Here is a 26,855-nt window from a genome sequence, read left to right on the forward strand (position 1 = left end):
TTCCATAGAGGCGGACTCGCTTAGACTCCGCCGATGCCGCCCTTCCAAGTCGGCATGCCCCGCCCCCGAAGATCAGGCCGTGATCAGCACGGTCGTGCGAAGGAAGTTCCCTCCCGTGAGTCTCGTGACCCTCCTCCCCTTCATCGTGCTCATCGGGGCCATGTTCCTGATGACCCGCTCTGCCAAGCGCAAGCAGCAGGCGGCCGCATCGATGCGCAATGAGATGCAGCCCGGCAGCGGCGTCCGCACGATCGGGGGCATGTACGCCACCGTCAAGGAGGTCAGCGAAGACTCGGTCCTCCTGGAGATCGCGCCCGGCGTGCACGCCGTCTACGGCAAGAACGCGATCGGCGCCGTGCTCGACGACGCGGAGTACAACCGCATCGTGCACGGCGAGACCGCCGTCGTTCCCGATGACGCCTCCTCGCTGACCGAGCTCGACGAGCCGGCGGACGACGCCAAGATCGACCTGGGCAAGCACGACGTCCCGGACGACGCAGAGCCCGAGGACGCCACGGCCGCCGACGCCGACACCGAGGCGAAGACCGACGACCAGGCCGAGACCAAGGCCGACAAGACCGACAAGGCCGACGGCGAGGGCGACGCGAAGTAACACCCACGGGGACCGCCGGCGCCCGACGGCGCGCCGGTGGTCCCCGAGACCGTGCCCCGCCGTGGCGGGGCAGGTCCTCCACATCACTTCGTGGCCGCCCACAGCGCATACCCGGCGCACGGCGGTAGGACAGGGAGAATCGACAAGGTGGCAGCACCGAACAAGGGGCGAAGGCAGACGGGAGCCCAGAGCAAGCCCGGGCGTGCCCTGGCCCTGATCCTGATCGTCATGGTTGCGCTCGTCGGCGGGATGTTCTTGTCGAAGCAAGCCACGCCGCGTCTCGGCATCGACCTCGCCGGTGGTACGAGCATCACGCTCGCGGCCAAGAACCAGCCCGGCAAGCCCAATGCGATCAACAAGAAGAACATGGACACCGCGGTCAGCATCATCAACCGTCGTGTCAACGGTCTCGGTGTGAGCGAAGCCGAGGTGCAGACCCAGGGCAAAGACCACATCATCGTCAACATCCCCAAGGGGACGAACGAGAAGCAGGCCAAGGAGCAGGTCGGTACCACCGCTCAGCTGTACTTCCGGCCGGTGCTGACCGCCGCCGCAGGGAAGCCGACGACCACGCCCTCCGCCACCCCGTCGCCGAGCGCCTCGTCGACCGCCAAGGGCAAGGCGTCGTCGAAGGCCACCCCGTCGCCGAGCTCCTCCACGCAGGGCCGTGCGGTCACCGACGCCCTGAAGGCCGACCCGACCCCGTCCGCTTCGGGCAAGCCCACGTCCCCCGCCACCCCGACGCCCGCCCAGAGCGCCCAGGCGGCCAAGCTGCAGAAGGACTTCGCCGCGGCGGACTGCTCGACCGAGAAGGGGCGTTCCAAGGTCGGCGCCGTCGCTGCCGCTGCCAAGCCCACCGACCCCGTCGTTGCCTGTGACCAAAAGGGTGCCGAGAAGTACGTCCTGGACGCGGCCGCCGTCGCCGGCACCGACGTGGACAGTGCGAAGGCAGTCATCGACCAGCAGCGCGGTGAGTGGATCGTGCAGATGGACTTCACGAGCAAGGGCTCGAAGAAGTTCCAGACGGTCACCAAGAAGCTCTCGCAGCAGCAGGACCCGCAGAACCGGTTCGCGATCGCCCTGGACGGCGCGGTCGTGTCGGCCCCCAGCGTCAGCGAGACGCTCAGTGGCAGCGCCGAGATCTCCGGCAGCTTCACCCAGCAGTCCGCCGAGGACCTCGCCAACGTCCTGTCCTACGGCGCACTCCCGCTCTCCTTCCACGAGGAGACCGTGACCTCGGTGACCGCGGCCCTCGGCGGCGAACAGCTGCAGGCGGGTCTGATCGCCGGTGCGATCGGGCTCGCGCTGGTCATCATCTACCTGGTCGCGTACTACCGGGGCCTCGCGGCCATCGCGATCCTCAGCCTGACGGTCTCCGCCATCCTCACGTACGCGATCATGACGCTGCTGGGCAAGGGCATCGGTTTCGCACTGAACCTGCCCGCGGTGTGTGGTGCGATCGTTGCGATCGGTATCACCGCGGACTCGTTCATCGTGTACTTCGAACGCATCCGTGACGAGATCCGTGAGGGCCGTACCCTCCGCCCCGCCGTCGAGCGGGCCTGGCCGCGTGCCCGGCGCACCATCCTGGTCTCGGACTTCGTGTCCTTCCTCGCCGCGGCCGTGCTGTACATCGTGACCGTCGGCAAGGTGCAGGGCTTCGCCTTCACGCTCGGCCTCACCACCCTGCTCGACGTCGTGGTGGTGTTCCTGTTCACCAAGCCGGTGGTGACGCTGCTGGCCCGCAGGAAGTTCTTCGCGAGCGGTCATCCCTGGTCCGGACTCGACCCGAAGCGTCTGGGCGCCAAACCACCGCTACGGCGCACCCGCCGCCCCTCCGCCTCTACCGACCCGAAGGAGGCGTGACATGTCGCGACTCGGCACCATGGGCGCCCGGCTGTACCGAGGTGAGGTCGGTTACGACTTCGTCGCCAAGCGGAAGATCTGGTACGGCATCTCGATCCTGATCACCATCACGGCCATCGTCGGCCTGGCGGTGCGTGGTCTGAACCTGGGTATCGAGTTCCAGGGCGGTGCGGTCTTCACCACGTCCAAGGACACCCACATCTCCGTGGTCGACGCTGAGCGGACCGCACAGGAGGTCTCCGGTCACCCGGCGACCGTGCAGAAACTCGGCGGCGGCGGACTGCGGATCCAGGTGGCCGGTATCAGCACCGGTACCGCCGACGAACTGCACGACCGCATCGCCAAGGACCTGCACGTATCGCCCAACCAGGTCGCGGCCGACGTGGTCGGCCCGAGCTGGGGCCAGTCGATCGCCAACAAGGCCTGGCAAGGTCTGGCGATCTTCATGGTCCTGGTGGTGATCTATCTGGCCATCGCCTTCGAGTGGCGGATGGCCGTCGCCGCGCTGGTCGCCCTGATCCACGACCTGACCATCACGGTCGGGGTGTACGCCCTCGTCGGATTCGAAGTCACCCAGGGCACCGTGATCGGTCTGCTGACCATCCTGGGTTACTCGCTCTACGACACCGTCGTCGTGTTCGACGGTCTCAAGGAGGCTTCGAAGGACCTCAAGAAGCAGACCCGCTTCACCTACAGCGAGATCGCCAACCGCAGCCTCAACGGCACCCTGGTGCGTTCCATCAACACCACGGTCGTCGCGCTCCTCCCGGTGGCCGGGCTGCTCTTCATCGGCGGTGGCTTCCTGGGCGCGGGGATGCTGAACGACATCTCGCTCGCGCTGTTCGTCGGTCTCGCGGCCGGCGCCTACTCGTCGATCTTCATCGCCACTCCGCTGGTCGCCGACCTCAAGGAGCGCGAGCCGGCGATGAAGGCGCTCAGGAAGCGGGTGCTCGCCAAGCGGGCTTCGGCCGCGGCCCGGGGCGAGTCCGCCACGGACACCGCCGACGCGGGCGACGAGCCGCGGGACGCCGACCCCGAGGGCACCGCAGTGGCGGGCTCGGTGGCCGGCCCCCGGCCGCCCGCCCCGCGCGGCGGCAGGGGCCGTACCCAGGGCAAGCGCCGATGACCGGCACCCAGGAGTTGCTGCTCAGCCGCATCCGCGATGTGCCGGACTATCCGAAGCCGGGCGTGGTGTTCAAGGACATCACCCCGCTGCTCGCGGACCCGGAAGCCTTCACCGCGCTGACCGACGCGCTCGCGGAACTGTGCCTGCGGCACGGCGCCACGAAGATCGTCGGCCTGGAGGCGCGCGGGTTCATCCTGGCCGCGCCGGTGGCCGTCCGCGCGGGTATGGGCTTCATCCCCGTCCGCAAGGCCGGCAAGCTCCCCGGGGCCACGCTCGCGCAGACCTACGAGCTGGAGTACGGCAGCGCCGAGATCGAGGTGCACGCCGAGGACCTGGACGCGGACGACCGTGTCATGGTCATCGACGACGTACTCGCCACCGGCGGCACGGCCGAGGCCTCCCTCGAGCTGATCCGGCGGGCCGGTGCGCAGGTGGTGGGAGTGGCCGTGCTGATGGAACTCGGCTTCCTGAACGGGCGAGCCCGTCTGGAGCCCGCACTGAGGGGCGCTCCGCTCGACGCCCTGATCACGGTCTGAACGGCACGGTCCGTCCCGTACGAGGCGACGCGGAGGCGGGCATCCGGAACCATCCGGGTGCCCGCCTCCGCTTCCGCATTCCGCCCCCGGCGAACCGGCCCGGGGCGAGCGGAGCCCCCAGGATCGTTACCATGGGCTTTCCGGACCTGACCGGGGGACCCGGACCCGCACGAGGAGTGCCCTTGCCAGACGAGGCCCAGTCCGCAGCCGCCGCACAGCCCCACGAGCAGAACCAGAAGGCCGCGGCGGACTCAGCGATGCCCCAGAAGCTGCCTGCGGAGCAGCCTCCCGCGGCGCCCGCCGCCCCGGTGGTGCGCCCGGACGGCAGCGCGCCGCTCTCGACGCCCAAGCCCGCTCCGCGGGGCACCGCCGAGCCGGCCTCGCAGGGCGCCCCGGCCAGGCCGGCCGCCCCCGCCCCGGCCACCCGCTCCAGCGGCTCGTCGAACCGCGTGCGGGCCCGGCTCGCCCGGCTCGGCGTGCAGCGCTCCTCCCCGTACAACCCGGTTCTCGAACCGCTGCTGCGGGCGGTGCGCGGAAACGATCCCAAGATCGAGACCGCCACGCTGCGGCAGATCGAGCGGGCCTACCAGGTGGCCGAGCGCTGGCACCGCGGGCAGAAGCGCAAGAGCGGCGACCCGTACATCACGCACCCGCTGGCCGTCACGACGATCCTCGCCGAGCTCGGCATGGACCCGGCCACTCTGATGGCCGGTCTGCTGCATGACACCGTCGAGGACACCGAGTACGGCCTGGACACGCTGCGCCGCGACTTCGGCGACCAGGTGGCCCTCCTCGTCGACGGCGTCACCAAGCTCGACAAGGTCAAGTTCGGCGAGGCCGCGCAGGCCGAGACCGTCCGCAAGATGGTCGTCGCGATGGCCAAGGACCCGCGGGTCCTGGTCATCAAGCTCGCCGACCGGCTGCACAACATGCGCACGATGCGCTATCTCAAGCGGGAGAAGCAGGAGAAGAAGGCCCGCGAGACCCTGGAGATCTACGCTCCGCTGGCCCACCGCCTGGGCATGAACACCATCAAGTGGGAACTGGAGGATCTGGCGTTCGCGATCCTCTACCCGAAGATGTATGACGAGATCGTGCGGCTGGTCGCCGAACGCGCCCCCAAGCGGGACGAATACCTCGCGATAGTGACCGACGAGGTCCAGGCCGACCTGCGTGCCGCCCGTATCAAGGCGACGGTCACCGGCCGGCCCAAGCACTACTACAGCGTCTACCAGAAGATGATCGTGCGGGGCCGGGACTTCGCCGAGATCTACGACCTGGTGGGCATCCGCATCCTTGTCGACACCGTCCGCGACTGCTATGCGGCGCTCGGTACCGTCCACGCCCGGTGGAATCCGGTGCCCGGTCGGTTCAAGGACTACATCGCGATGCCCAAGTTCAACATGTACCAGTCGCTGCACACCACGGTGATCGGCCCCAGCGGCAAGCCCGTCGAGCTGCAGATCCGTACGTTCGACATGCACCGCAGGGCCGAGTACGGCATCGCCGCGCACTGGAAGTACAAGCAGGAGGCCGTGGCCGGCGCCTCCAAGGTGCGTACCGACGTGCCCAAGCACACCGGCAAGGGCGCGGGCCAGGACACCGTCAACGACATGGCCTGGCTGCGGCAGCTGCTCGACTGGCAGAAGGAGACCGAGGACCCCAGCGAGTTCCTGGAGTCCCTGCGCTTCGACCTCTCGCGCAACGAGGTCTTCGTCTTCACGCCCAAGGGCGACGTCATCGCGCTGCCGGCGGGTGCCACACCGGTCGACTTCGCGTACGCGGTACACACCGAGGTCGGCGACCGGACGATAGGCGCCCGGGTCAACGGGCGCCTGGTGCCCCTCGAATCGACCCTGGACAACGGCGACCTGGTGGAGGTCTTCACCTCCAAGGCCGCGGGCGCCGGGCCGTCCCGCGACTGGCTGGGCTTCGTCAAATCGCCCCGGGCCCGCAACAAGATCCGCGCCTGGTTCTCCAAGGAGCGCCGCGACGAGGCGATCGAGCAGGGCAAGGACTCCATCGCGCGCGCCATGCGCAAGCAGAACCTGCCGATCCAGCGCATCCTCACCGGCGACTCACTGGTCACCCTGGCCCACGAGATGCGCTACCCGGACATCTCCTCGCTGTACGCGGCGATCGGCGAGGGTCATGTCGCGGCGCAGGGCGTCGTGCAGAAACTGGTGCAGGCACTCGGCGGCGAGGACGCCGCCAACGAGGACATCGCCGAGAGCACCCCGCCCTCGCACGGGCGCAGCAAACGCCGGGCCAATGCCGACCCCGGCGTGGTCGTGAAGGGCGTCGAGGACGTCTGGGTGAAACTCGCCCGGTGCTGCACGCCCGTCCCCGGCGACCCCATCATCGGATTCGTCACCCGCGGCAGTGGTGTCTCGGTGCACCGGGCTGACTGCGTCAACGTGGACTCGCTCTCGCAGCAGCCGGAGCGGATCCTCGAGGTCGAATGGGCCCCCACCCAGTCCTCGGTGTTCCTGGTGGCCATCCAGGTCGAGGCGCTGGACCGGTCGCGGCTGCTCTCCGACGTCACCCGGGTGCTCTCCGACCAGCACGTCAATATCCTGTCGGCGGCCGTGCAGACCTCCCGCGACCGGGTGGCCACCTCACGGTTCACCTTCGAGATGGGCGACCCCAAGCACCTCGGCCACGTGCTGAAGGCGGTACGCGGCGTCGAGGGCGTGTACGACGTGTACCGGGTCACCTCGGCCCGGCGCCCGTAGACATCTCCGCCCACGCCGAGGGCCCCGCACCGGACGGTGCGGGGCCCTCGGCGTACAGCGCCGGTGGGTGGGTCAGCCGCCGAACTCCTGCAGGCCCTTCAGCGCCTGGTCGAGCAGTGCCTGTCGGCTCTCCAGCTCACGCGCCAGCTTGTCCGCCCGGGCGTTGTTGCCCGACGCCCGGGCCGCATCGATCTGGGTACGCAGCTTGTCAACGGCGTCCTGCAGCTGGCCCGTCAGGCCCGCGGCACGCGCACGGGCCTCCGGGTTGGTGCGGCGCCACTCGGACTCCTCGGCCTCCTGGAGCGCGCGCTCCACGGTGTGCATCCGGCCCTCGACCTTCGGGCGCGCGTCGCGCGGCACGTGCCCGATCGCCTCCCAGCGCTCGTTGAGTCCGCGGAAGGCGGCCCTGGCCGCCTTGAGGTCCCGCACCGGGAGGAGCTTCTCCGCCTCGGCCGCGAGGTCCTCCTTCAGCTTGAGATTCTCGCTCTGCTCGGTGTCCCGCTCGGCGAACACCTCGCTGCGCGCCGCGAAGAAGACGTCCTGGGCGCCGCGGAAGCGGTTCCACAGATCGTCCTCGGCCTCGCGCTGGGCCCGGCCCGCCGCCTTCCATTCGGTCATCAGATCGCGGTACCGGGCGGCGGTGGCGCCCCAGTCGGTCGAGCCGGAGAGCGACTCGGCCTCGGTGACCAGCTTCTCCTTGGCCTTGCGGGCCTCTTCGCGCTGCGCGTCGAGCGAGGCGAAGTGCGCCTTGCGGCGCTTGGAGAACGCGGACCGGGCATGCGAGAAGCGGTGCCACAGCTCGTCGTCCGACTTCCGGTCGAGCCGCGGCAGGCCTTTCCAGATGTCCACCAGGGCCCGCAGCCGCTCGCCCGCCGCCCGCCACTGGTCGCTCTGTGCCAGCTCCTCGGCCTCGACGACCAGAGCTTCCTTCGCGTGCTTCGCCTCGTCAGTCTGCTTGGCCTTCTGGACCTTGCGCTCCTCACGGCGCGCGTCGACCGTCGAGACCAGGCCGTCGAGCCGCACCCGCAGGGCGTCCAGATCGCCCACGGCGTGATGCTCGTCGACCTGTCCGCGCAGGTGATCAATGGCGGTCCGGGCATCCTTGGCCGAGAGATCGGTGGTCTTCACCCGCCGCTCCAGGAGGCCGATCTCGACGACGAGGCCCTCGTACTTGCGCTCGAAGTAGGCCAAAGCCTCTTCGGGAGAACCTGCCTGCCAAGAACCGACGACCTTCTCGCCATCGGCGGTTCGCACGTAAACGGTGCCCGTCTCATCGACACGGCCCCACGGGTCGCTGGTCACAGCGCCTCCATCCACATGATGCCTGCGGGGACTGTGCGGCCCCCGGGCATCGTCCACAGTTTCTTCGGCCGGGCTGCATACGCCCCGCACACCGCCAACATAGGCGAACGGCAGGGTGGCTGTCCGCATCCAGCCCGCCCGAATATCCCCGGCCCCGCGATCGGATTCCCGGCCGGGACTCGATGTCCCGGCTCAGGAGGTGGCGACGGTGGCCTTCGTGACGGTGACGGCCTTCTTGGGAGCGCCGTCCTGTCCTCCACCGGACACTCCGGCCTTGGCCACGTCCTTGACCACCTTCAGGCCCGCGGCGTCGATCGTCCCGAACGGGGTGTACGACGGGGGCAGCTTGCTGTCCTTGTAGACCAGGAAGAACTGGCTCCCGCCGGTGTGCGGCTGACCGGTGTTGGCCATCGCCACCGTGCCGGCCGGGTAGGTCACCGAGCCGTCGGCCCCCGCCTTGCCGAGCGCGGTCAGGTTCTCGTCGGGGATGGTGTAGCCGGGGCCGCCGGAGCCGTCCCCCTTCGGGTCGCCGCACTGCAGCACATAGATCCCGCCGGTCGTCAGGCGGTGGCACTTGGTGCCGTCGAAGAAGCCCTTGTCCGCGAGGTACTTGAAGGAGTTGACGGTGTGCGGTGTCTTCGCGGCGTCCATCGCCAGCGCGATCGTGCCCCGGTTCGTCTTGAGCGTGAAGGTGTACTTCGCGTTCTTGTCGATCTTCATCGCGGGCTCCGGCGGAGCGGTGCTGCTGGCCGACGGCGAGGCGGCAGCGTCCTTGCCGGTCGAGCTGTCGCTCTTGAAGGCTCCGGCTCCATAAGCGACGGCGCCGGCAACGACCACCACGGCGACAGCCGAGGCGATCACGGCATTGCGACGGCGTCCCTTGCGCCGGGCGGTGACACGGCGCTGCTGCTGCCGCTCGAATTTTTCCCTGGCGAGCTGCCGCCGCCGCTGATCGCTGCTGACCACCGGGTGTTCTCCCTCGAATGTGTGTCCTGAACCGGTCCGGGCTAGGCCGTACCGTATATGGGTTCGCTGTGCGATGAGGAGCGCCGGTAGGCTCTGATCTGCTGCAAACTCCCGCTGGACCGACATTTAAGGACGATCGTGCTCATTGCCGGGTTCCCCGCCGGGGCCTGGGGCACCAACTGTTATCTGGTGGCCCCCGCCGCAGGCGAGGAGTGCGTGATCATCGACCCGGGCCACCAGGCGGCCCAGGGAGTCGAGGACGCGCTCAGGAAACATCGGCTCAAGCCCGTGGCGGTCGTCCTCACGCATGGCCACATCGACCATGTGGCATCGGTCGTTCCGGTGTGCGGAGCGCACGACGTACCGGCGTGGATCCACCCCGCCGACCGCTTCATGATGAGCGACCCGGAGAAGGGCATCGGCCGGACCATCGGTATGCCGCTGATGGGGGAGCTGACCGTGGGGGAGCCGGACGACGTGAAGGAGCTGGCCGACGGGACCGAGCTGGAACTCGCCGGTCTGGAGTTCGCCGTCTCGCACGCGCCCGGCCATACCAAGGGGTCTGTGACGTTCAGGCTGCCCGAGGCGGAAGACATTCCGCAGATCCTCTTCTCGGGCGACCTGCTCTTCGCCGGCTCTATCGGACGCACCGACTTCCCCGGCGGCGACCACGCCGAGATGCTCGAATCGCTGGCCCGCGTGTGCCTGCCGCTCGACGACTCGACCGTGGTGCTGCCGGGCCACAACGAGCAGACGACCATCGGCCGTGAGCGCGCCACCAACCCCTTCCTGCAGGGTCTGGCCGCTCCCCGACGAGGAATGTGACGAACTTTCCGTGAGTACTTTCCAGGCCCCCAAAGGCACCTACGACCTGCTTCCGCCCTCCTCCGCGAAGTTCCTCGCGGTGCGGGAGGCGATCGCCGCACCCCTGAGGAACTCGGGCTACGGCTACGTCGAGACCCCGGGCTTCGAGAACGTCGAGCTCTTCGCCCGCGGCGTCGGTGAGTCCACCGACATCGTCTCCAAGGAGATGTACGCCTTCGAGACCAAGGGCGGCGACAAGCTCGCACTCCGCCCGGAAGGCACCGCTTCGGTACTCCGCGCGGCGCTGGAGGCCAATCTGCACAAGGCCGGGAATCTGCCGGTCAAGCTCTGGTACTCCGGCTCGTACTACCGGTACGAGCGCCCGCAGAAGGGCCGTTACCGGCACTTCTCGCAGGTCGGCGCCGAGGCCATCGGCGCCGAGGACCCCGTACTGGACGCCGAACTGATCATCCTGGCCGACCAGGCCTACCGCTCGCTCGGCCTGCGGAACTTCCGCATTCTGCTCAACTCGCTCGGCGACAGGGAGTGCCGCCCCGTCTACCGCGAGGCGCTGCAGAGCTTCCTGCGCGGGCTCGACCTGGACGAGGACACCCGGCGGCGGGCCGAGATCAACCCGCTGCGGGTGCTCGACGACAAGCGGGCCGACGTGCAGCGGCAGCTGGCCGGTGCGCCGGTGCTGCGGGACTACCTCTGCGACGCCTGCAAGGCGTACCACGAGTCGGTGCGTGAGCTCATCACCGCGGCGGGCGTCGACTTCGAGGACGACGTGAAGCTGGTGCGCGGCCTCGACTACTACACCCGTACCACCTTCGAGTTCGTGCACGACGGGCTCGGCTCGCAGTCCGCGGTCGGCGGCGGCGGGCGCTACGACGGGCTGTCCGAGATGATCGGCGGACCCGAACTGCCGTCCGTCGGCTGGGCGCTCGGCGTCGACCGTACGGTGCTGGCGCTGGAGGCGGAGGGCGTGGAGCTGGAACTGCCCGCGACCACCAGCGTGTTCGCGGTGCCGCTCGGCGAGGACGCCCGCCGGGTGCTGTTCGCAGTCGTCACCGAGCTGCGCAGGGCAGGGATCGCGACGGACTTCGCGTTCGGCGGCCGAGGCCTCAAGGGTGCGATGAAGAGCGCCAACCGCTCGGGCGCCCGGTTCACGATCGTGGCCGGCGAACGCGACCTCGCCGACGGCGCAGTCCAGCTCAAGGACATGGAGTCCGGCGAACAGAGCGCGGTACCGCTGGACGGCATCGTCGAGGCGGTCAGGTCGAAGCTCGGCTGATGGGCCACGGTTTCCCGGACCGTCAACTCGGCCGGTGCCGATTCATCCTGCCAGACGATTCCGACACGTGAGCGCCAAGTACGGCTCCCGGAAGCCGGAGCGGCGCCCAGAACGGGCACCTCGCCCGCATCCCGGGAGCGGTGTCCCTGCAGGATTTACACCGTGGTGCTCTTGCCCGCTCCGTTCGGGCCGAGGATGCCGAAGACCTCTCCCGGGCGTATGCCCAGGTCCAGGCCGTCGACGGCGGTCACTTCGCCGTACTGCTTGCGGCGTCCGCGTACTTCCACCGCGAGTGCTGTCGTGCCGAGGAGTCTTCCGCCGTACTGAACGGGTGGGAACAGTCAGGCGTACATCCTTATGCCCATCGAACGGTGGACACCCCGCGCGGTACGGCACAATGAGCCCTGCCCAGCAGGCCACAGAAGCGACGGATCGGCATGATGACGACGACATTGGTGGAAGACGTGTCCGCGCAGCAGGATCGGAAGACCGGCAGTGGCCGCGCCCTTGCCTGGGTGCTGGCCGTCACAGGCGCCGCCGGACTGCTCGCCGCGTGGGTCATCACGCTCGATGAGTTCAAGCTGCTGAAGGACCCGAACTTCACGCCCGGTTGCAGCATCAACCCGGTGCTGTCCTGCGGCAACATCATGAAGAGCGCCCAGGCGTCGGTGTTCGGGTTCCCCAACCCGATGCTGGGTCTCGCCACCTACTCGGTGGTGATCTGCGTCGGGATGAGCCTGCTGGCCGGCGGCCGCTTCAGCCGCTGGTACTGGCTCACCTTCAATGCGGGCTGCCTCTTCGGTGTCGGTTTCGTCACCTGGCTTCAGTACGAGTCGCTGTACTCCATCAACGCGCTCTGCCTCTGGTGCTGCCTGGCCTGGGTCGGCACCATCACGCTCTTCTGGTACGTCACCGCGCACAACATCCGCACCCGGCAGCTGCCCGCGCCGGCCTGGCTGCGGAGCTTCCTCGGCGAATTCACCTGGGTGCTCCCGGTGCTGCACATCGGCATCATCGGCATGCTGATCCTGACCCGCTGGTGGAGTTTCTGGACCAGCTGACGGCGGGGGCTCTGTCAGTCGGGTGACATAGGGTTTTCAGGGTGGAACCCGATCTGTTCACCGCCGCCGCCGAAGAACGCAGCCGCCAGGACCCGTCCAGCAGCCCGCTTGCCGTACGGATGCGTCCGCGCACCCTCGACGAGGTCGTCGGCCAGCAGCACCTGCTGAAGCAGGGCTCACCGCTGCGCCGGCTGGTCGGCGAGGCCGGCGGCGGCCCCGCAGGACCGTCATCGGTGCTGCTCTGGGGCCCGCCGGGGATCGGCAAGACGACGCTCGCCTACGTCGTCAGCCAGGCGACGCAGAAGCGTTTCGTCGAGCTCTCGGCGATCACCGCGGGGGTCAAGGAGGTGCGGGCGGTCATCGACGGCGCGCGCCGCGCCTCCGGGGGGTACGGCAAGGAGACCGTCCTCTTCCTCGACGAGATCCACCGCTTCAGCAAGGCCCAGCAGGACTCGCTGCTGCCCGCGGTGGAGAACCGCTGGGTCACTCTGATCGCCGCGACCACCGAGAACCCGTACTTCTCGGTCATCTCCCCGCTGCTCTCCCGTTCCCTGCTGCTCACCCTCGAATCGCTCACCGACGATGATCTGCGCGCCCTGCTGCACCGTGCGCTGACCGAGGAGCGGGGGCTCGGCGGGTCGGTGGCCCTGCAGCAGGACGCCGAAGCGCACCTACTGCGGATCTCGGGCGGTGACGCGCGCCGCGCGCTCACCGCGCTGGAAGCGGCGGCCGGCGCCGCGATGGCCAAATCGGAGCCGGAGATCAGCCTCGAGACGGTGGAGGAGACGGTCGACCGTGCCGCGGTGAAGTACGACCGGGACGGCGATCAGCACTACGACGTGGCGAGTGCCCTGATCAAGTCGATCCGCGGCTCGGACGTGGACGCCGCACTGCACTATCTGGCCCGCATGATCGAGGCGGGGGAGGACCCGCGGTTCATCGCCCGCCGGCTGATGATCTCGGCCAGCGAGGACATCGGTCTCGCCGACCCGACCGCGCTGCCCACCGCGGTCGCCGCCGCCCAGGCCGTCGCGCTGATCGGCTTCCCCGAGGCCGCGCTCACCCTCAGTCATGCCACCATCGCGCTGGCTCTGGCACCCAAGTCGAACGCCGCCACCATGGCGATCTCGGCTGCGCGGGCAGACGTGCGGAACGGCCTGGTGGGCCCGGTCCCCGCGCATCTGCGCGACGGCCACTACAAGGGCGCCGCCAAGCTCGGCCATGCCCAGGGCTACGTCTATCCGCACGATGTGCCGGGCGCGATCGCCGCTCAGCAGTACGCACCGGACGCCGTCCAGGGCAAGCGCTACTACGAGCCCACCCGGTACGGCGCCGAGGCGCGCTACGCGGATGTGGTGGAAAAGGTGCGCGAGCGGCTGTCGGCGGACGAACACCACTGACCCGCGCTGCCACTGCGCTGCTACTGACCTGCGCCTCCCGGCCCTGGTAACGAGCACGGCCGCCGAGCGGGTACTCTGTAGGCGAGTTCGTGTGCGCTCGGCTGCTGACGGCATCCGGGCGGTTTCAAGTCCGCTGGGACGCGGCTGACCACGATCTGATCGGACCTCCGTCGTGTCGATGCCCTGAGCGTCGGCCTTCTTCGTGCTGTCCGTGAGGTGACGGGTTGTTCCCCGGGCATGACACGCGATCTCCTTGAGCAAGGTGAATGCAACCAACCATGGAGGTCTGGAGAACGTGCCTAACCAGTCGCGTCCCAAGGTCAAGAAGTCACGCGCGCTCGGTATCGCGCTGACGCCGAAGGCTGTCAAGTACTTCGAGGCCCGCCCGTACCCGCCGGGCGAGCACGGCCGTGGCCGCAAGCAGAACTCGGACTACAAGGTCCGTCTGCTCGAGAAGCAGCGGCTGCGCGCCCAGTACGACATCAGCGAGCGCCAGATGGCGCGCGCCTACGACCGTGCCAAGAAGGCCGAAGGCAAGACGGGCGAGGCGCTGGTCGTCGAGCTCGAGCGTCGCCTCGACGCCCTGGTCCTGCGTTCGGGCATCGCCCGCACCATCTACCAGGCCCGCCAGATGGTCGTCCACGGCCACATCCAGGTCAACGGCGGCAAGGTCGACAAGCCGTCGTTCCGCGTCCGTCCCGACGACGTCGTGATGGTCCGCGAGCGCAGCCGCGAGAAGGTCCCCTTCCAGGTCGCCCGTGAGGGTGGCTACGACACCGAGGGTGAGACCCCGCGCTACCTCCAGGTGAACCTGAAGGCTCTGGCCTTCCGCCTGGACCGCGACCCGAACCGCAAGGAAATCCCGGTCATCTGCGACGAGCAGCTGGTCGTCGAGTACTACGCCCGCTGATCCGGACGTACCGCGCGCTTCAGCGTTCCGGCCCGTCGTCCCGCCGTTCCCTTCGGAGCGGTGGGCGGCGGGTCTTCGCGTGCCGGGCCGCGCGGCCCCGGGCGACCGCTGCGTCCGCCGTCAGCCCGCACCGTACGCAGCGGTAATCGGGTACAGGGGGTGAGCCCCGGCGCGATAGGCTCGGACAACCACAATCCGACGTGACGTCCGACGTGACGTCCGACGATCGACGTGACTTCCGACGACCAGAGAGCGGTGCGACGTGTCCGGTGGAGAGGTGGCCGGCCTTCTGGTGGCAGTCTTCTGGGCGATCCTGGTCTCCTTCCTCGCTGTGGCACTGGTGAGGCTGGCCCAGACGCTCAGGGCGACCACCAAGCTGGTGGCGGAGGTGACGGATCAGGCCGTCCCGCTGCTCGCCGATGCTTCGGCGGCCGTGCGTTCGGCGCAGACCCAGCTCGACCGGGTCGACGCCATCGCGACCGACGTGCAGGAGGTCACCTCCAACGCCTCGGCGCTCTCGACCACCGTCGCCTCGACATTCGGCGGCCCCCTGGTGAAGGTCGCGGCCTTCGGCTATGGCGTGCGCCGGGCCCTCGGACGCAAGGCCGACACCGAGCCCGCGCGTTCCGGTCGGCCGGTCATCGTCGGCCGCACGGTGCCGGCCGCACGGCGCAGGAAGCGGAAGGGCTGACGCTGCAATGTTCCGCCGTACTTTCTGGTTCGCCACCGGCGCAGCAGCCGGTGTGTGGGCCACCACCAAGGTCAACCGCAAGATCAAGGCGCTGAGCCCGGAGAGCCTCGCGGCGCAGGCGGCGAACAAGGCCGTCGACGCGGGCCACCGGCTCAGGGAGTTCGCGACCGACGTGCGGGCCGGGATGGTCCAGCGCGAGGCCGAGCTCGGCGAGGCGCTCGGCATCGAGGCGGCACCCGGCCCCGGACTTCCCGCGCCACGACGCTTCGCCGCCATCGAGAACACCAGTACGGAACGCGCGGGCGTTCCGTACACCAGGCATTCGCACACCAGGCATTCGGACAACCGGAATGAGGACCACTGATGGAGTCGGCTGAAATCCGCCGCCGCTGGCTGAGCTTCTTCGAGGAGCGCGGGCACACCGTTGTCCCTTCGGCGTCGCTCATCGCGGACGACCCGACTCTGCTGCTGGTCCCCGCGGGCATGGTGCCCTTCAAGCCGTACTTCCTCGGCGAGGTCAAGCCGCCCGCCCCGCGCGCCACCAGTGTGCAGAAGTGCGTGCGTACACCGGACATCGAAGAGGTCGGCAAGACCACCCGGCACGGCACGTTCTTCCAGATGTGCGGCAACTTCTCCTTCGGCGACTACTTCAAGGAAGGCGCCATCAGCTACGCCTGGGAGCTGCTCACCAGCTCGGTGGCCGTTGGTGGTTACGGACTCGACCCCGAGCGACTGTGGATCACGGTCTACCTCGACGACGACGAGGCCGAGCAGATCTGGCGCGACACGATCGGTGTGCCGGCCGAGCGCATCCAGCGCCTGGGCAAGAAGGACAACTTCTGGTCCATGGGCGTCCCCGGCCCCTGCGGCCCGTGCTCGGAGATCAACTACGACCGCGGCCCGGAATTCGGCATCGAGGGCGGCCCGGCCGTCAACGACGAGCGCTATGTGGAGATCTGGAATCTGGTCTTCATGCAGTACGAGCGGGGTGCCGGAGACGGAAAGGAAGACTTCCCGATCCTCGGTGACCTGCCGTCGCAGAACATCGACACGGGTCTCGGTCTCGAACGCCTCGCCATGATCCTCCAGGACGTGCCGAACCTGTACGAGATCGACACCTCGCAGGTCGTCATCGAGAAGGCCACCGAGCTGACCGGAGTGCGGTACGGCGACGACGAGAAGTCGGACGTCTCCCTGCGGGTCGTCACCGACCACATGCGCACGTCAGTGATGCTCATCGGTGACGGGGTCACGCCGGGCAACGAGGGCCGCGGTTATGTGCTGCGCCGCATCATGCGCCGCGCCATCCGCAACATGCGTCTGCTCGGCGCCACCGGACCCGTCGTCTCGGAGCTGCTCGACGTGGTGATCAACGCCATGGGCCAGCAGTACCCGGAGCTGATCACCGACCGCAAGCGCATCGAGACCGTCGCCCTCGCCGAGGAGGCCGCCTTCGTCAAGACGCTGAAGGCCGGCACCAACATCCTCGACACGGCCGTGAGCGACACCAAGGCCTCGGGCGGCCAGGTGCTGCCCGGCGACAAGGCCTTCCTGCTCCACGACACCTGGGGCTTCCCGATCGACCTCACCCTGGAGATGGCCGCCGAACAGGGGCTGTCCGTGGACGAGGACGGTTTCCGCAGGCTGATGAAGGAACAGCGGGAGCGGGCCAAGGCCGATGCCAGGGCCAAGAAGACCGGCCACGCCGATCTCTCCGCCTACCGCCAGGTCGCCGACGTCTCCGGAACCACCGAATTCACCGGTTACACCTCGACCGAGGGCGAGTCGACCGTCGTCGGCCTGCTCGTCGACGGTGTGCCGTCGCCCGCCGCCACCGAGGGTGACGAGGTCGAGATCGTCCTGGACCGGACCCCGTTCTACGCCGAGGGCGGCGGCCAGCTCGCCGACACCGGCCGGATCAAACTGACCTCGGGCGCGATCGTCGAGGTGCGTGACGTCCAGCAGCCGGTCCCCGGGGTCTCCGTGCACAAGGGCTCCGTCCAGGTCGGGGAGGTGACGGTCGGCGCCGCCGCCTACGCCGTCATCGACCTGCGCCGCCGCCGGGCCATCGCCCGGGCCCACAGCGCCACTCACCTCACCCACCAGGCGCTGCGCGACGCTCTCGGCCCGACCGCCGCCCAGGCCGGTTCGGAGAACTCGCCCGGTCGTTTCCGCTTCGACTTCGGCTCGCCCAACGCCGTGCCGGGCACGGTGCTCACCGACGTCGAGCACAAGATCAACAACGTACTGAGCCGCGAACTCGACGTCATGGCCGAGGTCATGTCCATCGACGAGGCCAAGAAGCAGGGCGCCATCGCCGAGTTCGGTGAGAAGTACGGCGAGCGGGTGCGGGTCGTCACCATCGGCGACTTCTCGAAGGAGCTCTGCGGCGGCACGCATGTCGCCAACACCGCCCAGCTGGGCCTGGTCAAGCTGCTCGGTGAGTCGTCGATCGGCTCCGGTGTGCGCCGTATCGAGGCCCTGGTCGGGGTGGACGCCTACAACTTTCTGGCCAGGGAGCACACGGTCGTCGCCCAGCTCCAGGAGCTGGTCAAGGGCCGCTCCGAGGAGCTTCCGGAGAAGATCTCGGGCATGCTCGCCAAGCTGAAGGACGCCGAGAAGGAGATCGAGAAGTTCCGCGCGGAGAAGGTCCTGCAGGCCGCCGCCGGGCTCGCCGCCGGCGCCCAGGACGTACGCGGCGTCGCCGTGGTGACCGGCCAGGTGCCGGACGGCACCGGCGCCGACGACCTGCGCCGGCTGGTCCTCGACGTCCGCGGCCGGATCCCGGGCGACCGGCCGGCCGTGGTGGCCCTCTTCACCACCGCCAACGGCCGACCGCTGACGGTCATCGCCACCAACGAGGCGGCCCGCGAGCGCGGCCTCAAGGCCGGTGAGCTGGTCCGTGCCGCTGCCAAGACACTCGGCGGTGGCGGCGGCGGCAAGCCGGACGTCGCCCAGGGCGGCGGGCAGAACCCGGACGCCATCGGTGACGCCGTGGCCGCCGTCGAGCGCCTCGTCGGCGAAACGGCCTGACCGCCGTGCGCAGAGGCCGCCGACTGGCGATCGACGTCGGAGACGCCCGGATCGGGGTCGCCTCCTGCGACCCTGACGGGGTGCTCGCCACCCCCGTGGAGACCGTGCCGGGACGTGACGTCCCGGCCGCACTCCGGCGGCTGAAGCAGCTGGTGGACGAGTACGAACCCATCGAGGTCGTGATCGGCCTCCCTCGCTCCCTCAACGGGGGCGAGGGCCCGGCGGCCGCCAAGGTCCGCGGCTTCGCCCAGGAGTTCGCCGGCCGGATCGCACCCGTTCCGGTACGACTGGTGGACGAGAGGATGACCACAGTGACAGCCGCTCAGGGGCTGCGCGCATCCGGCGTAAAGTCCAAGAAGGGTCGCTCTGTCATCGATCAGGCGGCGGCGGTGGTGATCCTGCAGAATGCACTCGAATCCGAGCGAAGCTCGGGGAGCGCTGCGGGCGAAGCCGTCGAAGTGGTTGTCTGATCGCAATACGGTAACGTTCCGCGCCATGCGACAGTGTTCGAACAGCTGTCGCACAGCAAAAGAGGCGGACCGTCCGGAGGCCTCGCGGCTCTAGGGGACCGATGACTGAGTATGGCCGGGGCGCAGGCTCCGAACCGTGGCATCCCGAGGACCCGTTGTACGGGGACCAGGGATGGGGAAGTCAGCAGGACACCGCCGACCAGGCCCCGTACGACGGTCGGACGCAGCACGACGCTCAGGCCCAGTACGACGCTCAGGCCCAGTACGGCGCGCAGACGCAGTACGACGGCCGGCAGCAGTACTCGCAGGGACAGCAGTACTCGCAGGGACAGCAGTACGACCCGTACGGCAACCCGGTGTACCCGCAGCCTCAGGACCCCTACCAGCAGCAGGCCTACCCGCAGCAGTATCCCCAGGGCCAGGCATACCCACAGGACCCGGCGTACCAGCAGCAGACGTATCAGCAGGGCTACCCGGACCCGTACCCGCCGCAGGATCCGTACGGGCAGCAGCAGCCGCCGGGCCCGCAGGGCCAGTACCAGGACGGCGGCTGGGGCAACGGCCGGCAGCAGGGAACGCCGTACGGGGCGCAGGCGCCCGATCCGTACGCCGCTCAGCAGGGGAACCACGGAGGCGAGAACCCCGACCACTACCGCACGCCCGACGCCTATCCGCCTCCACAGTCCGCGGACCAGCGGGAGGAATGGCAGCAGCAGGCCCCCGCCGAACCGGAGCCCGAGCCCGAGACGCATCCCTTCTTCACCGGTGTCGACCGTCCGGATGGCACCGACGACAAGGACCGCGACAGCGACTACGACGACGACCCCGGCGAGACCCGCACGGGCACCCGTGACCGCCGCGGCAACACCAAGACCAAGAAGCGCCGCGGCGGCTGCTGCCTGGCGGTCGCCGTGGTCCTGGTCGGCGGCGTCGGCGGGGGCGGTTACTTCGCCTACGACTACTGGCAGAGCCGCAACGCCCCGCCGCCCGACTTCACGGGTGTGGGCAGCGCGCCGGTTCAGGTCGAGGTGCCTGACGGCACCAGTATCGGCGGGATCGGGCGACTGCTGAAGAAGAAGGGGGTCGTCAAGAGTGTCGACGCATTCGTCGCGGCAGCGCAGAAGAACCCGAAGGGCAAGTCCCTCCAGGCCGGGGTCTACTCGCTGAACCAGCACATGTCCGCGGCGAACGCCGTCACCGCGATGGTCGATCCGAAGAGTCTCAATGTGCTCATCGTGCCGCCCGGTACCCGGGACAAGCAGGTCTACGCGGCCATTGACGACAAGCTCAAACTGAAGAAGGGAACCACCCAGGGGATCGCCAAGGCGAAGGCCGATCAGCTGGGCCTGCCGAACTGGGCGAAGGGGCACAAGGAGCTCAAGGACCCGCTCGAAGGGTTTCTCTATCCGGCGAGTTATCCCGTCAGCGACGAGATGAAGCCGGAGGACATCCTGAAGAAGATGGTCGGCCAGGCCGACGAGGCGTACGGCAAGCAGGACCTCGCCGGCGCGGCGCGGAAGCTGGGGTTGCAGGATGAGTTCCAGGTCATCACCGTCGCCAGCCTCGTCCAGGCCGAGGGCAAGTACAAACACGACTTCGACAAGGTGGCGCGCGTCGTCTACAACCGGTTGAAGCCGAACAACACGGAGACGGTCGGGCGGCTCGAATTCGACTCCACGGTCAACTACGTGCGCAAGCAGAGCACGCTCGACGTGGGCAGCGTGGACGCTCTGAGGAAGATCGACGATCCGTACAACACCTACAACATAAAGGGCCTGCCACCCGGCCCCATCGGCAACCCGGGCCCCGACGCCCTTCACTCGGCGATGAACCCCGCCCCCGGCCCCTGGTACTACTTCGTGTCGGTGACCGAGGACAAGACGGTGTTCGCGGTGACCAACGCCGAGCAGAACCGCAACCGCGAGAAGTATCAGAAGCAGCAGGAGCAGGCAGCCCAGTGATCCCACGGAAGCGGGCAGCCGTCCTCGGCTCGCCCATCGCACACTCTCTCTCCCCGGTCCTGCACCGCGCCGCCTACCGCGAACTCGGGCTCGAAAACTGGTCGTACGACCGTTTCGAGGTCGACGAGACGGGCCTTCCCGGGTTCATCGAAGAGCTCGACGACGCTTGGGCGGGTCTGTCGCTGACCATGCCGCTCAAGCGGGCGGTCATTCCGCTGCTCGACGGGATCAGCGACACGGCGGCCTGCGTCGAAGCGGTCAACACGGTGGTCTTCACGGAGGACGGCCGACGGCTGGGGGACAACACCGACATCCCCGGAATGATCGCGGCGCTGGGCGAACGGGGCGTGGAGAAGGTGGACTCCGCCGCCGTTCTCGGTGCGGGAGCCACCGCGTCGTCGGCGCTGGCCGCGCTCTCCCGGATCTGTACCGGCCAGGTCACCGCCTATGTACGCGGCCCGGCCCGCGCCGCGGAGATGCGCGGCTGGGGCGAGCGGCTCGGTGTCGACGTCCGGACGGCCGACTGGGCCGACGCGGCAGCGGCGCTGCACGCCCAGCTCGTTGTCTCGACCACCCCGGCCGGCGTGACCGACGCGCTCGCCGGGGCGGTCCCCGCCGCACCGGGCACGCTCTTCGATGTGCTCTACGACCCGTGGCCGACCGCCGTCGCCGGCGCCTGGGCGGCGCGCGGCGGCGCTGTCGTCGGGGGACTCGACCTGCTCGTCCATCAGGCGGTCCTGCAGGTCGAGCAGATGACGGGCCGGGCGCCCGCCCCGCTGTCCGCGATGCGCGAAGCAGGGGAACGGGCGCTCGGCACACGCTGAGCGCGACGGGCCGGCGCCGGAGACCGCGGGCGCGGTCAGCCGCGGCGCCGGAGACCGATGGCCGTGTCCGCGGCGTACTCCTGGGTCCAGCTGCGGCCGGAGCCCGAGGCCCAGGTCACCTGGGTGGTGTCCCCCGCGTGCCGTACCCGGTCCACCGTCATCGAGCGGTCGCCGGCCCGTACGTCGCCGCGGCGCAGTTCTCGCGCCTCGACGGTGACCGGCTCGGCGGGCTCGGCGCGCTCCGCGTCGGCGGCGGCCCGCAGCAGAGCCGTGGCCAGCTCCCGTGCCTGGCCGGGCGTGCACCGGAGCACCGGTTCACCGACCCCCGACGGCGTGGGCCGCGCGGTGAGAACCACACCGGCGCCGTCCGTTCCGACCGTCACGGCTGCGCCGTCACCGAGCTCCACCTTCATGTTCGCTCCTCCACCTCAGTGCAGCCTGAGGCTCTCCGGCGGTCCCAGGTAGCTGGGCTTGAGACCACCGGTGTCGACCACCAGATTCTGCAGGACCACCGTGGGGTCCACCATCCAGAATTTGAGCACATGCACCCCGGAACGGCGGATGCGGTGCGCGGTGCTGGTGACATTGACGTTGTCCGAGGTGTTCCGCGCCCACTGCGCGTTCATGGTGCCGTCGTCGGCCCCGGTCACCTCGGTGATGTTGACCGTCTGCGGTGCGTCGTCGTCGAAGGAGACCGCGTACTTGAGACCGTCCGACGCCAGGGCGTCATTGCGCGGCGACAGATGCGCCCACACGGCGACCGGGCCGGTGCTGAACAGGGTGAGCCGGTACTCCAGTCGCGGGGACGACCCGCCGGGGCTCTGCCGGGAAGCGGTGACCGGGAAGGGCTCCATGCCCGATCCGGTGCGGCCGATATGCGGGATCCGCCGCCAGGAGATCCCGGCGCCGCCGACGGACCGCGCGTAGTGGTCCGCCTCGATGGAGACATAGCCGTTCGCCTCGACGAAACCCGAGAGCTGGGAGCGGCGCACCGAGGGGTTGTCGACCACCGCCCGCACCTCCACCTCGTGTCCGTCCGGCCCGGACACCGTGACCGGCACCCGGGTGGTGCCCTTCGGCGCTCGCGACCAGTCGACCCGGAAGGTGACGCGTTCCTGCTGGGTGACCCGGCCGCGAGTGCGGTCGGCGGTCAGCCAGGAGACTCCCGTACGAACGCGGTAGTCGAATGCCGAGCTGCCCCGGTTGAAGAGCTCGATGTACTGGGCCGGCTGGCTCTGGTAGGGGCTGAAGACCGGCAGGACCGCCGGGCCCTGCTCCGCGGGCCACCAGGCGTCCGAGCCGTCGATGGCGACGCCCATCTCGGCGCGGGCCGGAAGATCGATTCTTTTGACGGCGGGGAAGAGCACGTCCTTGAGGGCGACGTTGTCGATCTCCGGCTGCTGCCAGGGGGCGTTGGGCCCGTAGCGCTCCACATCGCCGTAGTCGATGTGCGGCTGGGTCTGGAAACCGGCCCACTTGCCGCCCGCGATGCGGGTGTTGAAGCGGTCGGCCATCGCCAGGTCGTCGGCGAGCCGGGCCTCCGCGGTGGCCGCCAGGTCATTGGTGAGCGCCCTGCCCTGGGCCGCGTAGTGCAGGTTGGTGAACTCTGCCTCGCGCAGCGCATACAGGTTGGCGGTCGCCTGCACCTCGTATCCGACGAGTTCGTACCAGGCGTCCTGGGCGGAGTGCGGAAGCCTTCTGCCGATCAGTTCGGCCGTCGCGCCCAGCCGTTGCCATTCCGCGGTCACCCGCTCGAGTTCCCGGTAGTCGGTGAGGCTGAAGGGGGTGGCCCGGTCGTCGTTGACGATCGCCGATGCATCCTTGGCGGGGTCCTTGGCCGGGTCGAGGGTGATTCTGCGGTTGAGCAGTTCGGGCTTGCGGCGGGACTGCAACTGGGCGTAGGCGCTGAGCAGCGAAGCCACCGCGGTGGCCTGCTTTTCACCGAAGTTCTGCCGGGCGTACTGCTCCTCCCACTCCGGGATCCGGTCAGCGGTCCAGCGGTCGGGGTCCCAGGCGTAGTCCAGGAAGAACTGGGTGGCCAGCTCGTTTCCCTTGAGATCACCGACGTTGGTGACCCACAGTCCGTGATTGCCGTAGGCGATCGACTGGTGGAGCTGGTCCCACATATTGGGCAGCGACGTGGTGTCCACCCACTTGTAGTTCCGGCCCGCGCCGACATAGTCGAAGTGGTAGTAGAGGCCGTAACCGCCGCTGCGCGGATCGTTCTTCAGGTCGGGCAGTTTGCGCAGGTTGGCCCAGTTGTCGTCGGTGAGGACCACGGTGACGTCGTCGGGGACCCGCAGCCCGCGGTCCCAGTACCTCTGCACCTCTTTGTACAGCGTCCACACTTGCGGAATCGTGGTGACGTCCTTGCCGCTGACCTCGGCGAGTATCGTGCGCTGGGTCGCGATGATCTCGGTCATCAGATCGATGCCGTCACCGTCCGGCAGCCCGGTGTCGCCGTTGCCGCGCATGCCGAGCGTGACCACCCCCTCGAAGTCCTGGTCGGTCATCCGGCGGATGCCGTCGGCCCAGTAGGCCTTGAGCGCTTCGGAGTTGTGGCGGTAGGACCATTCGCCGGTGCCGCCGTAGGGATCGTGTCCCGGGGTGGTGACGCGGCCCGCACTGTCGCGCACGGCCGGCACGGCGTGCCGGTTCCACTCCTCGATGCCGCGCATCATCGGCGCTTCGTGCGAGGTGCCCATCACGATGCCGTACGCCTTCGCGGTGGCGTGGTTCTCCGGATCGTCCTCGGCGAAGGCGCGGCCCCAGACGGCGGGCCACAGATAGTTCGCCTTGAGCCGGAGCATCACCTCGAAGACCTTGGCGTAGAAACCGGCGTTGAAGCCGCCCTCGTAACCCGCTGCCTTGCCGGGGCCGAAGTAGGCGGGGGCCCAGGTGCCGAGGGCCGGGTTCTCGTCGTTGATGAAGAAGCCGCGGTATTTCACGGCGGGGGTCCCCTGGCTGTGCCGTCCAGGGAGTACGTGCAGTTCCGCCCGGTGCAGCGGCACCACGTCGTCCCACCAGTGCCAGGGCGAGACACCGATGCCCCGGGAAACGTCGTACGCCCCGAATATGGTGCCCCGCTGGTCGCTGCCCGCGATCACGAAGGCCCGGTCGACTCCGGGCAGAGGCTTCTCCACCACGGTCAGCAGGGAGGTCTCCCACTTGCCTCGGACACCGCTGACGTCGAGCTTGCCCGCTGCCACCAGCCCGTCGATGAGGGGGCTGCGCCCGATGGTGCCCACCAGGGTGATCTCGCGGGCTCCGGGCAGGTCGTCGTGGGAAACCACGGGACGGACACCGGTGACACGCTCGATGTCGGCCGCGAGGTCACCGACCACCCGGACGACGCCCGGGTAGTCGCTGTCGCTGACCGCGATCGGCACCGCCCTCCCCGCTCTGACCAGCGGGAAGCTTCCCGGTTCCGGCGTGAAGGAGATGTACGCCCCGGAATCCGTCGAGCCCGCCGTGCGGCCGGTTCCGGCCGCAGCGGACGCGCCGGTCAGGCCCAGCAGGGAGCCGAGCGGGGTTGCCGTCAGCGCGGTGACGCCCAGGCCCAGCCCGAGAACCGTTCGGCGACTGGTGTGCGGTGTGAACTGCGGTGGGAAGTGCCTGTCCATAGCTGCTCTCCCGAAATGGTTACGTGCGGGGACGTGGACGGTGGATGGGGACGGGTGGATGTGGGCGGGCGCGGGCTCAGTCGGTGGCGGCGGACGCCGCGGGCTGCTTGTCCGGCGTGATCACGCGCTCGCCGCCCTCGTCGGGGCCCGGGGACACCGCGCTGACGATGGCGTCGGCGGTTCCGTTGCCCTCCGGACTCAGCAGGCCGACGCCGATGTAGACCACCAGTGAGGTGACCAGCGGGGTGACGATCAGCAGGGTCTGGTCAGTGCTGTCGAGGAGGAACTTCACCAGGACATAGCCCAGCAGCCCGAGCGCCCAGGAGGAGAGCGCGGCCCGGGGACCGCACCGCCGGAAGGCCGGGAGCAGGCCCAGCAGCATCGGAATGGATATCGGCCCCATCACGGCCGCGACGAGACCGACGATGATGCCCAGGACACCGCCGAAGTGATCGGCCTCGATGGCGACGATCATGCTGACGCCGATGAAGGTGACCGTACAGATCCGGGCCGCCGGCAGCCCCGCTTCGGGTGTGAGGGACCTGGTCCGCCGGGTGATCACCGGGATGATGTCCCGGACCACGACGGCCGAGACCGCGTTTGCGTCGGACGAGGCCATGGCCATGGTGTGCGAGAACATTCCCGCCAGGGTCAGGCCCACCAGGCCGGCGGGCAGATACGACTGGGCCATCAGCGCGTAGACCTGCTGCGGGTCGGCCACATGCGGCAGCAGAACCGCGGCGGCGACCGGCGGAAAAAGCAGGACGGCGGGCCACACCACGTACAGACCGGCGGACAGCGCGGCCGAACGGCGGGCCGCATCGGGGGAATCGGTGGCCATGTACCGCTGGGCCAGATTCCACATACCGCCGTTGTACTCGAAGATCTTGATGATGACATAGGCGCCGAGGAAGGCGGCGGTGTAGGGGCCGACCAGCGGGTGACTGTGTCCTTGCGGCAGCCGGTGCCAGAGCGTGCCGAGCCCGGCGACGCCGTCACCCAGCCGGTCGAGTACCACCCACCCCATCGCGAGCGCCGCGACCCCCTGGATGACGAACTGGCCGAGGTCGGTGAGTGCGTCGGCCCACAGCCCGCCCACCGTGCAGTAGAGCAGGGTCACCACGCCGGTGATGAGAATGCCGGCCGTCATGGACATACCCGTGAACACCTGGAGCAGTACGGCCACCGAGGCCCATTTGGCGGCCACATCGAAGACCTTCAGCAGCGCACCGCTCCAGGCGAGCGCCTGCTGGGTGGGGATGTTGTACCGCTTGGCGAGGTACTCCAGCGGGGAGGTGACCGCGAACCGCCGCCGCAGCCGGTTCCAGCGCGGTGCGAACAGCCAGGCGCCCAGGCCGGTGCCCAGGGCCAGCGGCAGAAACGCCCAGACGTAGACGGTGATGCCGTAGCTGTACGCGATGGCCGCGTACGCCACGAACACCGCGGCGCTGTACCCGGACATGTGGTGGGATATGCCGGACAGCCACCTGGGCATCCGGCCGCCACCGGTGAAGTAGTCGCTCACGTCACCGACCCGTCGGTGCGACCAGAGGCCGATGAGCAGCATCACCAGGAAGTAGCCGCCGAGGGCGGTCCAGTCGAGCCAAGCCATGGGTGGGGAACTCCTCGATCAGGGATGG

The 26,855-nt window shown here is 69.1% G+C and carries 21 protein-coding genes and 1 pseudogene; 16 read left to right on the forward strand and 6 right to left on the reverse strand.

All coding sequences use genetic code 11. The features are described 5' to 3' along the window. Positions 1-115 precede the first annotated feature (115 nt). The 5 genes from yajC (at position 116) to AB0436_RS25295 (ending at position 6,876) form a co-directional block, all read left to right on the forward strand. Positions 116-613: a preprotein translocase subunit YajC gene (yajC, locus tag AB0436_RS25275; RefSeq protein ID WP_366470212.1), complete on the forward strand. Its 498-nt coding sequence runs from the start codon at positions 116-118 to the stop codon at positions 611-613. Between the two features lie 147 nt (positions 614-760). Beyond that, positions 761-2,479, forward strand: a complete 1,719-nt coding sequence (gene secD / locus AB0436_RS25280; RefSeq protein ID WP_366470213.1) for a protein translocase subunit SecD — start codon at positions 761-763, stop codon at positions 2,477-2,479. 1 nt (position 2,480) lies between these two features. Next, positions 2,481-3,605 (forward strand): protein translocase subunit SecF, encoded by a 1,125-nt coding sequence (secF, locus tag AB0436_RS25285; RefSeq protein WP_366470214.1) that lies wholly within the window; start codon positions 2,481-2,483, stop codon positions 3,603-3,605. Beyond that, positions 3,602-4,141, forward strand: coding sequence for an adenine phosphoribosyltransferase (locus AB0436_RS25290; RefSeq protein WP_366470215.1), 540 nt, complete (start codon positions 3,602-3,604; stop codon positions 4,139-4,141). The genes secF and AB0436_RS25290 overlap by 4 nt, the downstream gene beginning before the upstream one ends. 182 nt (positions 4,142-4,323) lie before the next feature. Beyond that, positions 4,324-6,876, forward strand: coding sequence for a bifunctional (p)ppGpp synthetase/guanosine-3',5'-bis(diphosphate) 3'-pyrophosphohydrolase (locus AB0436_RS25295; protein WP_366470216.1), 2,553 nt, complete (start codon positions 4,324-4,326; stop codon positions 6,874-6,876). A gap of 72 nt (positions 6,877-6,948) precedes the next feature. Here the strand turns inward: AB0436_RS25295 and AB0436_RS25300 are convergent, their stop codons facing one another. Both AB0436_RS25300 and AB0436_RS25305 read right to left on the reverse strand, forming a co-directional pair. Next, a complete protein-coding gene (locus tag AB0436_RS25300; protein ID WP_366470217.1) occupies positions 6,949-8,178 on the reverse strand; it encodes a DUF349 domain-containing protein in 1,230 nt (409 codons plus the stop codon). Positions 8,179-8,370: 192 nt separating this feature from the next. Then, positions 8,371-9,144: a peptidylprolyl isomerase gene (locus tag AB0436_RS25305; RefSeq protein ID WP_366470218.1), complete on the reverse strand. Its 774-nt coding sequence runs from the start codon at positions 9,142-9,144 to the stop codon at positions 8,371-8,373. Positions 9,145-9,282: 138 nt separating this feature from the next. On the opposite strand from AB0436_RS25305, the gene AB0436_RS25310 reads away from it, so the two are divergent. Both AB0436_RS25310 and hisS read left to right on the forward strand, forming a co-directional pair. Then, a complete protein-coding gene (locus AB0436_RS25310) occupies positions 9,283-9,969 on the forward strand; it encodes an MBL fold metallo-hydrolase (RefSeq protein ID WP_365854617.1) in 687 nt (228 codons plus the stop codon). 10 nt (positions 9,970-9,979) lie between these two features. After that, the gene (gene hisS / locus AB0436_RS25315; protein WP_366470219.1) at positions 9,980-11,242 is read left to right on the forward strand and encodes a histidine--tRNA ligase; all 1,263 of its coding nucleotides are present in this window, start codon (positions 9,980-9,982) and stop codon (positions 11,240-11,242) included. Between the two features lie 5 nt (positions 11,243-11,247). Here hisS and AB0436_RS25320 read toward each other — a convergent pair. Further along, positions 11,248-11,529, reverse strand: a pseudogene (locus AB0436_RS25320) (ATP-binding cassette domain-containing protein); the annotation flags it as partial. Positions 11,530-11,682: 153 nt separating this feature from the next. Between AB0436_RS25320 and AB0436_RS25325 the strand changes: the two are divergent. The 9 genes from AB0436_RS25325 to AB0436_RS25365 all read left to right on the forward strand — a co-directional run bounded on the left by AB0436_RS25325 (position 11,683) and on the right by AB0436_RS25365 (position 21,592). Next, entirely contained in the window at positions 11,683-12,303 is a 621-nt protein-coding gene (locus AB0436_RS25325) for a vitamin K epoxide reductase family protein (RefSeq protein ID WP_366470220.1), read from the forward strand. A gap of 41 nt (positions 12,304-12,344) precedes the next feature. Continuing rightward, positions 12,345-13,703 (forward strand): replication-associated recombination protein A, encoded by a 1,359-nt coding sequence (locus AB0436_RS25330; protein ID WP_366470221.1) that lies wholly within the window; start codon positions 12,345-12,347, stop codon positions 13,701-13,703. A 295-nt stretch (positions 13,704-13,998) separates the two neighbouring features. Beyond that, on the forward strand, positions 13,999-14,613 hold the full coding sequence (gene rpsD, locus AB0436_RS25335; RefSeq protein WP_164265384.1) for a 30S ribosomal protein S4: 615 nt from the start codon (positions 13,999-14,001) through the stop codon (positions 14,611-14,613). A 262-nt stretch (positions 14,614-14,875) separates the two neighbouring features. Further along, the gene (locus tag AB0436_RS25340; protein ID WP_366470222.1) at positions 14,876-15,304 is read left to right on the forward strand and encodes a DUF948 domain-containing protein; all 429 of its coding nucleotides are present in this window, start codon (positions 14,876-14,878) and stop codon (positions 15,302-15,304) included. Between the two features lie 7 nt (positions 15,305-15,311). Continuing rightward, positions 15,312-15,668, forward strand: a complete 357-nt coding sequence (locus tag AB0436_RS25345) for a DUF6167 family protein (RefSeq protein WP_366470223.1) — start codon at positions 15,312-15,314, stop codon at positions 15,666-15,668. Further along, positions 15,668-18,337, forward strand: coding sequence for an alanine--tRNA ligase (gene alaS / locus AB0436_RS25350; protein WP_366470224.1), 2,670 nt, complete (start codon positions 15,668-15,670; stop codon positions 18,335-18,337). The genes AB0436_RS25345 and alaS overlap by 1 nt, the downstream gene beginning before the upstream one ends. Positions 18,338-18,342: 5 nt before the next feature. Continuing rightward, positions 18,343-18,807 carry a Holliday junction resolvase RuvX gene (gene ruvX / locus AB0436_RS25355; RefSeq protein WP_366470225.1) on the forward strand — a complete coding sequence of 155 codons (465 nt, stop codon included), beginning with the start codon at positions 18,343-18,345 and terminating at the stop codon, positions 18,805-18,807. Between the two features lie 101 nt (positions 18,808-18,908). Continuing rightward, positions 18,909-20,768, forward strand: a complete 1,860-nt coding sequence (gene mltG, locus AB0436_RS25360; protein ID WP_366470226.1) for an endolytic transglycosylase MltG — start codon at positions 18,909-18,911, stop codon at positions 20,766-20,768. Continuing rightward, positions 20,765-21,592: a shikimate dehydrogenase gene (locus AB0436_RS25365; RefSeq protein ID WP_366470227.1), complete on the forward strand. Its 828-nt coding sequence runs from the start codon at positions 20,765-20,767 to the stop codon at positions 21,590-21,592. The genes mltG and AB0436_RS25365 overlap by 4 nt, the downstream gene beginning before the upstream one ends. A gap of 35 nt (positions 21,593-21,627) precedes the next feature. Here the strand turns inward: AB0436_RS25365 and AB0436_RS25370 are convergent, their stop codons facing one another. The 3 genes from AB0436_RS25370 to AB0436_RS25380 all read right to left on the reverse strand — a co-directional run bounded on the left by AB0436_RS25370 (position 21,628) and on the right by AB0436_RS25380 (position 26,827). Further along, on the reverse strand, positions 21,628-22,005 hold the full coding sequence (locus tag AB0436_RS25370; protein WP_366470228.1) for a hypothetical protein: 378 nt from the start codon (positions 22,003-22,005) through the stop codon (positions 21,628-21,630). 15 nt (positions 22,006-22,020) lie between these two features. After that, positions 22,021-25,215 (reverse strand): glycosyl hydrolase 115 family protein, encoded by a 3,195-nt coding sequence (locus AB0436_RS25375; RefSeq protein WP_366470229.1) that lies wholly within the window; start codon positions 25,213-25,215, stop codon positions 22,021-22,023. 76 nt (positions 25,216-25,291) lie between these two features. Continuing rightward, complete coding sequence (locus AB0436_RS25380; protein ID WP_366470230.1) at positions 25,292-26,827, reverse strand: sodium:solute symporter family protein; 1,536 nt, start codon at positions 26,825-26,827, stop codon at positions 25,292-25,294. Positions 26,828-26,855 lie beyond the last annotated feature (28 nt).

The organism is Streptomyces sp. NPDC051322 (assembly GCF_040689485.1).
Taxonomy (GTDB): Bacteria; Actinomycetota; Actinomycetes; order Streptomycetales; family Streptomycetaceae; genus Streptomyces.

Coding starts and splice junctions, on each gene's coding strand:
- mltG (WP_366470226.1), top strand. CDS start 18,909: ATGACTGAGTATGGCCGGGGCGCAGGCTCCGAACCGTGGCATCCCGAG.
- AB0436_RS25290 (WP_366470215.1), top strand. CDS start 3,602: ATGACCGGCACCCAGGAGTTGCTGCTCAGCCGCATCCGCGATGTGCCG.
- AB0436_RS25370 (WP_366470228.1), bottom strand. CDS start 22,005: ATGAAGGTGGAGCTCGGTGACGGCGCAGCCGTGACGGTCGGAACGGAC.
- AB0436_RS25345 (WP_366470223.1), top strand. CDS start 15,312: ATGTTCCGCCGTACTTTCTGGTTCGCCACCGGCGCAGCAGCCGGTGTG.
- AB0436_RS25380 (WP_366470230.1), bottom strand. CDS start 26,827: ATGGCTTGGCTCGACTGGACCGCCCTCGGCGGCTACTTCCTGGTGATG.
- alaS (WP_366470224.1), top strand. CDS start 15,668: ATGGAGTCGGCTGAAATCCGCCGCCGCTGGCTGAGCTTCTTCGAGGAG.
- AB0436_RS25325 (WP_366470220.1), top strand. CDS start 11,683: ATGACGACGACATTGGTGGAAGACGTGTCCGCGCAGCAGGATCGGAAG.
- secF (WP_366470214.1), top strand. CDS start 2,481: ATGTCGCGACTCGGCACCATGGGCGCCCGGCTGTACCGAGGTGAGGTC.
- AB0436_RS25375 (WP_366470229.1), bottom strand. CDS start 25,215: ATGGACAGGCACTTCCCACCGCAGTTCACACCGCACACCAGTCGCCGA.